The sequence below is a fragment of the Synechococcus sp. R6-7 genome (assembly GCF_047461695.1).
In the GTDB taxonomy this organism is placed as follows: Bacteria; Cyanobacteriota; Cyanobacteriia; order Thermostichales; family Thermostichaceae; genus Thermostichus.
Genome location: NZ_JANSHS010000399.1, coordinates 1 through 7,502, shown reverse-complemented (window position 1 = coordinate 7,502; position 7,502 = coordinate 1). Strand labels below are relative to the sequence as shown.

The window sequence follows — 7,502 nt, the reverse complement described above, 5'->3', positions numbered from 1 at the left end:
GTGGGCGCCCTCTACCCGGTGGTGAAGTACTTTATCCCGCCCTCTTCCGGTGGAGGGGGTGAGGGCCTCATCGCTCAGGACGCTCTCGGCAAGCCCATCAGTGTCAGTGAGCTGTTGGCCACCCATGCCGCTACGGATCGGGTGCTGGCCCAAGGTTTGAAGGGGGATCCCACCTACATCGTGATCGACAATGGGGCGGTGGCCAACTATGGCCTCAACGCGGTTTGTACCCACCTCGGTTGCGTGGTGCCCTGGAATGTGGGGGAAAACTTGTTTAAGTGCCCTTGCCACGGATCCCAGTATGCGGCCAATGGCAAGGTGATCCGGGGACCGGCTCCCCGCTCGCTGGAGCTGGTGAGCGCCACTGTGGATGGCGACAACGTCCGCTTCAGCCCTTGGCAAGGCCCCGATTTCCGGGAAACCTAAAGGGCAAGGGATCCCGCTGGCTGTGCCGGCTTTTGCCGAACGATTTGGGGCAAATTGTCGAGATGGCTGTTCCAAGACTGTGTCCTAAACCTGTGATGGAAATTCATTCTGAGCTGAGAGTTATGAAGCGAATCTGCTTGGCCTTCTGTGGGCTGCTGCTGTTGCTGGGGATGGGGGCACGTCCGGCGGCAGCCTACCCCTATTACGCCCAGATGGCCTACGACAACCCCCGCGAGGCGACCGGAAAAATTGTCTGTGCCAACTGCCACCTGAACGCCATGCCCACTCGCGCCGAGGTGCCCCAGGCAGTCACCCCCGGCCAGGTGTTCACCATCAAAGTTGGGATCCCTTATGACCTGAGCAAGCAGCAGGTGCTGGCAGACGGCAGCAAGGGTGGGTTGAATGTGGGCGCGGTGGTGGTCTTGCCGGAGGGCTTCCGTTTAGCCACCGAAGCCGAGATGACCGAGGAACAACGGCAAGAAACTGCCGAGACCTACATCACCCCCTACAGCGACGCGAAGCCCAACATCCTCCTGGTCGGGCCTTTGCCGGGCGAGCAGCATCAAGAAATCGTCTTTCCAGTGGTGGCCCCTGACCCGAAAGAGGATCCCTCGGTGGCCTTCATGAAGTATCGCGTTTACATTGGGGCCAACCGGGGTCGCGGTCAGCTCAACCCCGACGGCAGCCTCAGCAACAACAACGTCTTCCGCGCCCCAGCCACGGGGCGTCTGGTCAACATTGCCACCCTCGACTCCGATATCAGCGATCTGCCGGCTGAATTGGCCAGCCTGGTGCCCCCGGAATATGAGCTGCCAGGCACGCGGGTTCTCAGCTTCGAGAGCGAAAGTGGGATCCAAAACCTGGTGGTGCCACCTGGGCCGGAGCTGGTGGTTGCCGTTGGCGACAGCGTCAAAGAAGGGGATCCCGTCACCAACAATCCCAATGTGGGCGGCTTTGGCCAGGTGGAGCGGGATCTGGTGCTGCAAAGCCCGGATCGGGTGAAATGGCTGGTGGCCTTCCTGGCAGCCATTACCATTACCCAGGTGCTGTTGGTGCTGAAGAAAAAGCAGGTGGAGCTCATTCAAGCCGCCGAAATCCTCGGCTAGCTCAAGCTCTTTCCTAGCCTGCACCTCGGAAGCATATCCGGGGTGTTTTTTGTTCGGTAGGGTTCTAAGGCAGCCTCAGCTCTCCTCTGATCACCAGCACCGCTTGCCCAGCAATCTCCACCCGTGAGCCTCGATCTCGGCACCACAGCTCGCCCCCGCGGGCCGAGAGCTGGTGAGCCTTCAAATCAAGTCGGCCCAGGCGTTTGGCCCAATAGGGCATCAAAAGACACTGGGCGGATCCCGTCACCGGATCCTCCGGGATCCCCAGCCGAGGGGCAAAAACGCGGCAGACAAAATCCGGCCCATCCTCTAGATCCGCCCCAGAGGCTGTGACGATCAACCCCGGAACGGGGAGCGCTTGAACCTGGGCCAGATCCGGTTGCACCTGCTGCACTTGTTCCGCCGAAGCCAGCACCGCTACCCCCATGTCCCCCCGGTATAGCTCCACAGGTGGGATCCCCAAAGCCGCTGCCACCTGCTCCTTGGCTTCTGGCCAAGGTTCCGGGGTTTGAGCAGGAAAATCCATGGCCAGGCGATCCCCCTGCCGCCGCACCTGCAACAGGCCACTGCGGGTGGAAAAGGCTACCCTCTCCGCCTCAGGATGCACCTCCGTCAACAGCACATAGGCGCTGGCCAAGGTGGCGTGGCCACAGAGATTCACCTCGGTGGTGGGAGTAAACCAGCGCAGCCCATAGTGGGGAACCTCGCCCTGGGATCCCTGGGGAAGTAAAAAAGCCGTCTCCGACAAATTGTTCTCTGCGGCAATGGCCTGCATCAGCGCCTCTGGCAACTCCTGGGGCAGCAGACACACCGCCGCGGGGTTACCTGCAAAAGGCACTGCCGTAAACGCATCCACCTGAAACAACGGGATCCGCACGTTCTCAACCCAGCCCAACTCAGGCCATGATCCCACACCGGCACCAAAAGTAGGGGGATCCGCACCCCGACCGTACCCGCCAAAAGCGGGATCCCACCGACAGAGGCTATTGTCAGGCCAGAAAGTTGGCTGATAAACTAGCACTCGTAAGTCGAGAGTGCTAAGTCGCTTCCCTTCGGGGAAGTGGAACTAATGGAAATGAAAACTTCAGCTTCGTGCTTTAGGATCACGGAGGACATTCGTCATGGCTGCAGTAGCTCTTAACGTCTCTACCCTGAAGCCGCTGGGCGACCGCGTGCTGGTCAAAATCGCTCAGCAGGACGAGAAAACCGCAGGTGGGATCTTCTTGCCGGACACTGCCAAGGAAAAGCCCCAGGTGGGGGAAGTGGTTGCTGTTGGCCCTGGCAAGCGCAACGACGAGGGCAAGCTGATCCCGATGGAACTGAAAGCCGGCGACAAAGTGCTCTACTCCAAGTATGCCGGAACCGAAGTCAAGCTGGGCAGCGATGAATATGTGCTGTTGGCCGAGCGGGACATTCTCGCCATTGTTCAGTAATGGTCAGTGATTCAGCAGCAGTTCAACGAACGATTGAATCCTTGAGACTCTGTTTCACCCTTACCTGCATTTGCATCGGAGAGGTTGACTATGGCCAAATCAATCATCTTCAGTGAAGAAGCCCGCCGCGCTCTAGAGCACGGCATGGATATCTTGGCAGAAGCCGTAGCCGTTACCCTGGGCCCCAAAGGGCGCAACGTCGTGCTGGAGAAGAAGTTTGGCGCCCCCCAAATCATCAACGACGGGGTAACCATTGCCAAAGAAATCGAGCTGGAAGACCACATTGAGAACACAGGCGTTTCCTTGATCCGGCAGGCGGCTTCCAAGACCAATGACACGGCTGGGGATGGCACCACCACGGCCACGGTCTTGGCCCACGCCATGGTGAAAGAAGGTCTGAAAAACGTGGCTGCCGGCGCCAACCCGATTGCCCTAAAGCGGGGGATCGACAAGGCGGTGAAGTTCTTGGTCGACAAGATCGCCGAACATGCCCGCCCGGTCGAAGATTCCAAAGCCATTGCCCAGGTGGCGGCCATTTCCGCCGGTAACGATGAAGAAGTGGGCCGTATGATTGCCGAGGCCATGGACAAGGTGGGCCGCGAAGGGGTGATCTCCCTGGAAGAAGGCAAGTCCATGACCACCGAGCTGGAAGTGACGGAAGGGATGCGCTTCGACAAGGGCTACATCTCCCCTTACTTCGTCACCGATACCGAGCGGATGGAAGCGGTTCTGGAAAACCCCTACATCCTCATCACCGATAAGAAGATCACCCTGGTGCAAGACCTGGTACCGGTTCTGGAGCAGGTGGCCCGCGCCGGTCGTCCTCTGCTGATCATCGCCGAAGACATCGAGAAAGAAGCGCTGGCTACCCTGGTGGTGAACAAGCTGCGGGGTGTGCTGAGCGTGGTGGCGGTGAAAGCGCCTGGCTTCGGGGATCGCCGCAAGGCTATGTTGGAAGACATTGCCATCCTGACCGGCGGTGAGGTGATCAGCGAAGAGCGCGGCCTGAAGCTGGAGAACGCTCGCCTCGATTCCTTCGGCACTGCCCGTCGCGTCACGGTAACCAAAGACAATACCACCATCGTGGCGGAAGGCAACGAAGCGGCTGTGAAAGCCCGTTGCGAGCAAATTCGTCGCCAAATTGAGGAAACCGACTCCACCTACGACAAAGAAAAACTGCAAGAGCGCCTGGCCAAGCTCTCCGGCGGTGTGGCAGTGATCAAAGTGGGCGCGGCCACTGAAACCGAGATGAAAGACCGCAAGTTGCGCCTGGAAGATGCCATCAACGCCACCAAAGCGGCGGTAGAAGAAGGGATCGTTCCCGGCGGCGGTACCACCTTGGCACACCTGATCCCAGTGGTAACCGAGTGGGCGCAAGCAAACCTGTCCGGCGATGAACTGGTGGGGGCCAACCTGGTCGCCCGCGCTCTGGGCGCTCCGCTGCGCCGCATTGCTGAGAACGCCGGCCAAAACGGCTCCATTGTGCTGGAGCGGGTGAAAGATAAGCCCTTCAACACCGGCTACGATGCTCAGAACGACGCCTTCGTGGATATGTTCGAGGCGGGCATTGTAGACCCGGCCAAGGTTACCCGTTCTGCCCTGCAAAACGCCGCTTCCATTGCGGGGATGGTGCTGACCACTGAAGCGATCGTGGTGGACAAGCCCGAGCCCAAAACCAACACGCCGGCAAGCAGCGGCAGCGGCATGAGTGACTACGACTACTAATCCGTTGACCGCCACAGCGAGGTGGATCCCTGAGGCTCACCGAAGAGCCCATGGGCACTTCGCTTCCTGGCCAGGCATCTTGGATGAATCTTTCGGGATCCCCTGGTGGGATCCCTTTTCTTGTGGATTTTCATCAAGACGCAGGCAATCCGGCGGGATCATTCCCAACGACCGTGAGACAGCAGCGAAACTGTTTGTGATGCTGATCCCTAACCCCTTTTCTCAGAGGGAGAGGGGCTGGGGGTGAGGGCGCCGGAGCCATGCAATCGGGAACTGCCTCAAACTGGCTCTTGGAAATGGCTTTGATCTGTCGAACTTGAGGAAAAGGGGAAGGCGGTGTGGCTCAGTTGATTTGCATTGGCCTGGATCTGGCTTGGTCAACCCGCAACCCTTCCGGTCTGGCCACGCTGCGAGTCCAGCTCGGGGATCCCGGCAGGCAGAACTTGACAGGCCATCTGGTCGATAGCCGCATTCTCCAAACGGATGAGGAGATCCTGGACTATATTCAAGCTCAGGCGGGCGAAGATCCCTGCTTGGTGGCGGTGGATGCCCCCCTGCGCGTCCCCAACCTCAGCGGACAGCGACGGGCCGAGGCCGAACTGAACCGGGTGTTTCGCGCCTACGCAGCCGGGGCCCACCCAGCCAACCGCCGGCTTCTAGAAAAAAACGGCCAGGTGAGAGGGGAAGCCTTGGTGCAAGCCCTAGCCAGTTATGGCTTTCGGGAGCAGGCCAGCATCGAGCGAGGAAAACTTACCCGCCAAGTGACCGAGGTCTTCCCCCACAGCGCCTTGGTAAGCCTCTTTGGCCTCAGCCGCACTCTAAAATACAAGGCCCGCCCTCGACGCACCTGGCCAGAACGGCAACAAGCCTGGCGGCTTTACCAGCATCATCTGCGCTCTCTAGCTGCCGCTGACCCGGCTCTCCAGGGCCACGAGGAGCTGCTTCAAGTGGAGGTGGGATCCCTCAAGAGCCGTCGGCTCAAAAACTACGAAGATCAAGTGGATGCCTTGATGTGTGCTTACATCGCCCTCTACGGGTTCCGCTGGGGATCCGAGCGCTGCCGCAGTTTCGGCAACCTGCAAGAAGGGCACATTTTCACGCCCTTGCCCCCTCGAACCTCTGAGGCTGATTGAGACCCGCTCCGGGATCGCAGGTGGAAATCCCAACCAGAAGAACAAAACTCTCGCTAGCCTTGGATCCCTCCTTGGCGGCATGATAAAAACAAGGGATCCGCAGAACAGGGGAAAAATGGACGTGCAACTGGGCCGCAATCGGCAGGCAAGACGCGCTTACGGGCTGGATGAAATCGCGCTGGCCCCAGGCAGACGAACGCTGGATCCCAGCCTGGTGGATACCCACTTCACCCTGGGAGGGATCCAACGGCAAATCCCCATCATCGCCAGCGCCATGGATGGCGTGGTGGATGTGCGAATGGCCATTTTGCTCTCGGAGCTGGGAGCTTTCGGGGTGTTGAACCTGGATGGCATCCAAACCCGCTACGCCGATCCCGATGAGGTGTTGGATCAGATTGCGTCGGTGGGCAAAGACGAGTTTGTGCCCCTAATGCAGCGCCTCTACAGCGAGCCGGTGAAGCCAGAGCTAATCCAAGAACGCATCCGCCAGATTAAAGCCTCCGGCGCCATTGCCGCCGCTAGCTGCGTGCCCGCCCACGCCGCCCAATACGGCCCCCTGGTGGCGGAAGCCGGGGGGGATCTGTTTTTCGTCCAGGCCACGGTGGTTTCGGTGCACCACAAGGTTCCCGAAGGCATGGAACTGCTGGATCTGGCCCGATTTTGCCGGTCAATGCCCATTCCTGTTGTGGTGGGCAACTGTGTTACCTACGATGTTGCCTTGGAGCTGATGCAGGCCGGAGCTGCCGGCGTCTTGGTGGGGATCGGCCCGGGGGCTGCCTGTACCTCCCGCGGCGTGTTGGGGGTGGGGGTACCACAGGCTACGGCCATCGCCGACTGTGCCGCTGCACGGGAGCAGTTTTTGGCGGAAACCGGCGCCTACGTTCCCATCATTGCCGATGGCGGATTGGTGACCGGTGGCGACATTTGCAAGGCCATCGCTTGTGGAGCCGATGCAGTGATGATCGGATCCCCCCTGGCCCGCGCCCATGAAGCCCCCGGTCGCGGCTTTCACTGGGGCATGGCCACCCCCAGCCCCATCTTGCCCCGCGGCACCCGCATCCGCGTGGGATCCACCGGCACCTTGGAAGAAATCTTGCGCGGCCCCGCCCGCCTGGACGACGGTACCCACAACCTCTGGGGCGCCCTGCGCACTAGCATGGCCACCCTGGGGGCTGCCAATCTCCGAGAAATGCAGCAGGTGGAGATCTGCATCGCCCCCTCCCTCCTGACCGAGGGCAAGGTGTACCAGAAGGCGCAGAGCTTGGGTATGGGGAAATAGTCCTTTGGGAATGCTAAACTCGGTGGACTGGGATCCCTCGGGGGCGGTTAGCTCAGCGGTAGAGCGCCTGCCTTACAAGCAGGATGTCACTGGTTCGAGTCCGGTACCGCCCATCCCCACCGGAGCTTGCAGCTTGAGAGCTCTGTCTCAGTTTGAGATACACCCGCTAGCCAGAGCCGGATCCCTGAGGTAGAGTAGTGGATATCGAGCCTCGATCATCTACCGCAGTTGGGTCTTGCATTGAGTCTCGCGCAGAAAGTGTGTAAAGTGGTAGACGATGTGGACTTCGGCTGTATCATGTCTTCCCAGAGTCCGCGATTGCCAGGCTCGTTGTTGAGGTAGGCAGTTTGTCGCTTCCATGAGGACACTTCTACAGCCAAAAAGGTGTGAGGAAAAGAAC

The 7,502-nt window shown here is 60.0% G+C and carries 7 protein-coding genes and 1 tRNA gene; 7 read left to right on the top strand and 1 reads right to left on the bottom strand.

Going from position 1 to position 7,502, the window contains the following annotated elements; translation table 11 throughout:
- Together petC and NW815_RS11520 are read left to right on the top strand one after the other, a co-directional pair.
- Positions 1-426, top strand: a 426-nt coding sequence (petC, locus tag NW815_RS11525; protein WP_414416030.1) for a cytochrome b6-f complex iron-sulfur subunit, incomplete at its 5' end; no start/stop codon positions are given.
- Between the two features lie 122 nt (positions 427-548).
- Positions 549-1,532 (top strand): apocytochrome f, encoded by a 984-nt coding sequence (locus tag NW815_RS11520; protein ID WP_414416029.1) that lies wholly within the window; start codon positions 549-551, stop codon positions 1,530-1,532.
- 64 nt (positions 1,533-1,596) lie between these two features.
- Here the strand turns inward: NW815_RS11520 and NW815_RS11515 are convergent, their stop codons facing one another.
- A complete protein-coding gene (locus NW815_RS11515; RefSeq protein ID WP_414416031.1) occupies positions 1,597-2,409 on the bottom strand; it encodes a PhzF family phenazine biosynthesis protein in 813 nt (270 codons plus the stop codon).
- 244 nt (positions 2,410-2,653) lie between these two features.
- Between NW815_RS11515 and groES the strand changes: the two genes are divergently transcribed.
- The 5 genes from groES (at position 2,654) to NW815_RS11490 (ending at position 7,215) form a co-directional block, all read left to right on the top strand.
- Positions 2,654-2,965 (top strand): co-chaperone GroES, encoded by a 312-nt coding sequence (groES, locus tag NW815_RS11510; protein WP_011433225.1) that lies wholly within the window; start codon positions 2,654-2,656, stop codon positions 2,963-2,965.
- Between the two features lie 90 nt (positions 2,966-3,055).
- A complete protein-coding gene (gene groL / locus NW815_RS11505; RefSeq protein WP_011433224.1) occupies positions 3,056-4,690 on the top strand; it encodes a chaperonin GroEL in 1,635 nt (544 codons plus the stop codon).
- A gap of 338 nt (positions 4,691-5,028) precedes the next feature.
- Complete coding sequence (locus NW815_RS11500) at positions 5,029-5,823, top strand: DUF429 domain-containing protein (protein WP_414389397.1); 795 nt, start codon at positions 5,029-5,031, stop codon at positions 5,821-5,823.
- 115 nt (positions 5,824-5,938) lie between these two features.
- Positions 5,939-7,102, top strand: coding sequence for a GuaB3 family IMP dehydrogenase-related protein (locus NW815_RS11495; RefSeq protein WP_414389394.1), 1,164 nt, complete (start codon positions 5,939-5,941; stop codon positions 7,100-7,102).
- Between the two features lie 41 nt (positions 7,103-7,143).
- A tRNA-Val gene (locus NW815_RS11490) sits at positions 7,144-7,215 on the top strand.
- Positions 7,216-7,502 lie beyond the last annotated feature (287 nt).